The organism is Armatimonas sp., from assembly GCF_043760365.1.
Taxonomy (GTDB): Bacteria; Armatimonadota; Armatimonadia; order Armatimonadales; family Armatimonadaceae; genus Armatimonas.
The window spans coordinates 1-3024 of the sequence record NZ_JAYUPA010000884.1; the positions used below are offsets into that span (position 1 = coordinate 1).

Here is a 3024-nt window from a genome sequence, read left to right on the forward strand (position 1 = left end):
GCGTACTTGCACACAAAGTGATAGGTCGTCGCCGCGTCCCAGATTCCGGTGTCGGGGTAGCTGCCGGTTCCCTCGATCTCCTGCGGACCGGTCGTGTCCCAGTCCATGCCCCAGTGGGCGATATCGCCGTGGTGCCCGATCCAGTCCATGAGCTGACCGCCGCCAAAGTCCAGCTGCCAGCGCCAGTTCCAGTGGGTGCGCTCGTTGCAGTAGGGCATCATGCGCGACGGGCCAACCCAGAAGTCATAATCCAGGCTCGGTGGCGCATCTTTGAAATCCACTTTTCCGCCCGGGCTTCCCGTCGGCAGTCCCACTTCAATACGCACAATCTTGCCAAGCCGCCCATTGCGCACCAGCTCGCAGGCCACACGGAAGTTATTGATGGAGCGCTGCCAGCTTCCGGTCTGCCAGATACGCCCGTTTTTCTTGACGGCATCGGCCATCTGGCGGCCTTCCATCAGGCAGTGCGAGATCGGCTTCTCGCCAAAAATATCTTTCCCTGACTGCGCCGCCAGAATCGCAGGCACGGCGTGCCAGTGGTCCGGGGTGCAGAGCGAGATGGCGTCTATGTCTTTTCGGGCGATGAGCTCACGGAAGTCCGCGTAGGCGGCGCAGCTTGTGTTCTTGTAGTGCCGATCCACACGGTTTTTCGTGTCGCGCACATGGTCTTTATCCACATCACAGACGGCAACCACCTGGCAGTCGGCTTCATTGAGGAAAGCACCTAGGTTGGAGTTCCCCTGCCCTCCCACACCGATACAGCCCAGAGTGATGCGATTGCTGGGAGCGAGCTTGCCCTCGCGGCCCAGTGCGCTGGCGGGAATAATCGTAAAAGTACCCGCGGCGGCAGCACCTTTTAGAAAATCACGACGGTCCATCTTAAAAAATCCTCTTGGGTGCTGCTTGGGTGCGGAGCCGTAGCACCGCACCCAAGTGCTTGACAGAAAGTCAAGCTAGATCATGTCATAACCCCTGCGGTACTTGGGCTTGATGTAGGCATCCAGCTCGGGCATGTTCGTGGCCTTCATCGCGCGGGCATCCCACTCCACTTTCTTACCCGCAGCGCGAACGCCAAGGTTCCCAGCCAGAACCATCTCGGCGAGCGGGCCTGCGTAGCCCGGGAAGTTGCTCATCGCAGGCTTGCCGTCTTTGATGGCACGCACCAGCTCCTGGAAGTGGCCCGGAGACTCCTCAAAGCCGACATTGGAGAGATCCACGCCACCGACCACACGGCCCCCACTGCCGTAGTCGCCGGGAACATAGATCTTGCCCTTGTCGCCAATGAGCAGCGAGCCGGAGTTCTGGAGCTTCCAGTCATCGTCAATGGCATCGCCAAGAACATCCAGCGACGGCTGCTTGTTGCCGTCGTACCAGACCAGCTTGATCGGGCCACGCGTAGATGTCGCAGCGAACATAAACGTCGTGATGGACCAAGCCGGGAACGAGTCGCCGTTATTAGGGGCAGTCTCGGACTGAATGGAGATCGGATCGCGCAGATCCAGCGCCATAAACGGCATGTTGAGCGTGTGGCAGCCCATATCTCCCATCGCGCCCGAGCCAAAGTCCCACCAGCCGCGCCAGTTGAACGTGTGGTACGCGCCGGCCACAAACGGGCGATCTGGTGCCACCCCTAGCCAGTTTTTCCAGTCCAAAGTTGAAGGAGGTGCTGCCACAGCAGTAGGCCGTGCGATCCCCTGGGGCCAGATCGGGCGGTTGCTCCAGACATGGATCTCGCTGACCTTGCCGATAATGCCCGCACGCACCTGAGCCGCTTGCTTACGCAGCTTAGGGTCTGCGGTGCCCTGGTTGCCCATCTGGGTCTGCACCTTCATCTCGGTGGCGATCTCTGCAAGGCGACGCGCTTCATAGATAGTGCGGCAGAGTGGCTTCTGGCAGAACGTGTGCTTGCCCATCCGCATGGCATTGGCGGCGATGATACCGTGCATGTGGTCAGGAACCGTCACCGTGACGGCGTCCACTTCCTTCGCCATCGCCTTAAGGCACTTGCGCCAGTCCGTGAACGGCTTCGCATTCGGGTACTTCTTAAGCGCCTTCGCCACGGTCGCCTCGTCCACATCGCAGATCGCAACAACTTCACCGTAGCGTGCGGCATCTGCCGTGTCACTGTCGCCCTTGCCACCCACTCCAATACACGCAAAGCGGACTTTCCCACCCTGCTTTGCCAGTGCCTTATCGGCAAACGTCATCCCCATACCGAGCGCCGCCGCTCCCGTCAGAAACGCACGTCTATTTTGAGACATAAAAAAATTCCTCCTGATGTGAAAGGCCTTTCCACATTCCTAAATCAAATTCCTGCCCAATTGCTAATTTGCTCCGATTGATTGACGAAAAAGCGTCCTCAAGTACCAGAAGGGCCGCAGCCAGGGGCCGATCCGAGACATCAATAACGAAGCCGTCCCAGTGATCCGGGTGATCCGGTGTGGGGCGGATGGCGGGCTGAAGCTCCAGGTCGAGCCAGCTACGAAACTGGGCCGTGGCGTCAAAGAGTGCGGAAAGATTTGCTCCGAGCCCCGAGACACGTACGTCGTAGGCAATCACGCTCACATGGAGCAAACCGGGGTGGGCATCGTCGGGGACAAGCGGGGAGCGCTCGCCCATGGTGGGCTCGACATGCCCACGCCAGCGCTGCCAGTGCCCGCTCTTGCCCAGCTCACCCGCGCGCACCGAGAGCGGCAGGGGAAGCTTTGCCGCCAGCAGTGCCTGGTGCAGACGAAGCAGTGCCTGATCTCGCCGCTGGCGCAGTTCCGCCTCCCAAAGCTCCCGGAGTTCCGTGCGCTCCTTGGGCTCACTCTCAATATTAAACGGCGAGGCGGAGATCAGATCGGCGGGGTCTGTCTGATGCGCACGGACAAAGGCGAGCCGCTTCTCCAGAGCAAATCCCCCGATCCACAGCGCCCAGTCTCCCACCTCCGCATCGGGATAGCCTGGCGTCGTGACCCCCTCCAGCCCCAGCCCGATCACGCCAGGAAGCGCCGCGAGCCGCGCTGCAAAACCAACCACACC

General features: G+C 60.6%; 3 protein-coding genes. All 3 read right to left on the reverse strand.

What is annotated here, in order from left to right:
* Positions 1-878, reverse strand: an 878-nt coding sequence (locus tag ACH2EH_RS21955) for a Gfo/Idh/MocA family oxidoreductase (RefSeq protein ID WP_395145100.1), incomplete at its 3' end; no start/stop codon positions are given.
* A gap of 75 nt (positions 879-953) precedes the next feature.
* Positions 954-2261, reverse strand: a complete 1308-nt coding sequence (locus ACH2EH_RS21960; RefSeq protein WP_395145102.1) for a Gfo/Idh/MocA family protein — start codon at positions 2259-2261, stop codon at positions 954-956.
* The coding region (locus tag ACH2EH_RS21965; protein ID WP_395145103.1) for a hypothetical protein at positions 2248-3024 on the reverse strand (777 nt) is incomplete at its 5' end. The genes ACH2EH_RS21960 and ACH2EH_RS21965, both read right to left, overlap by 14 nt.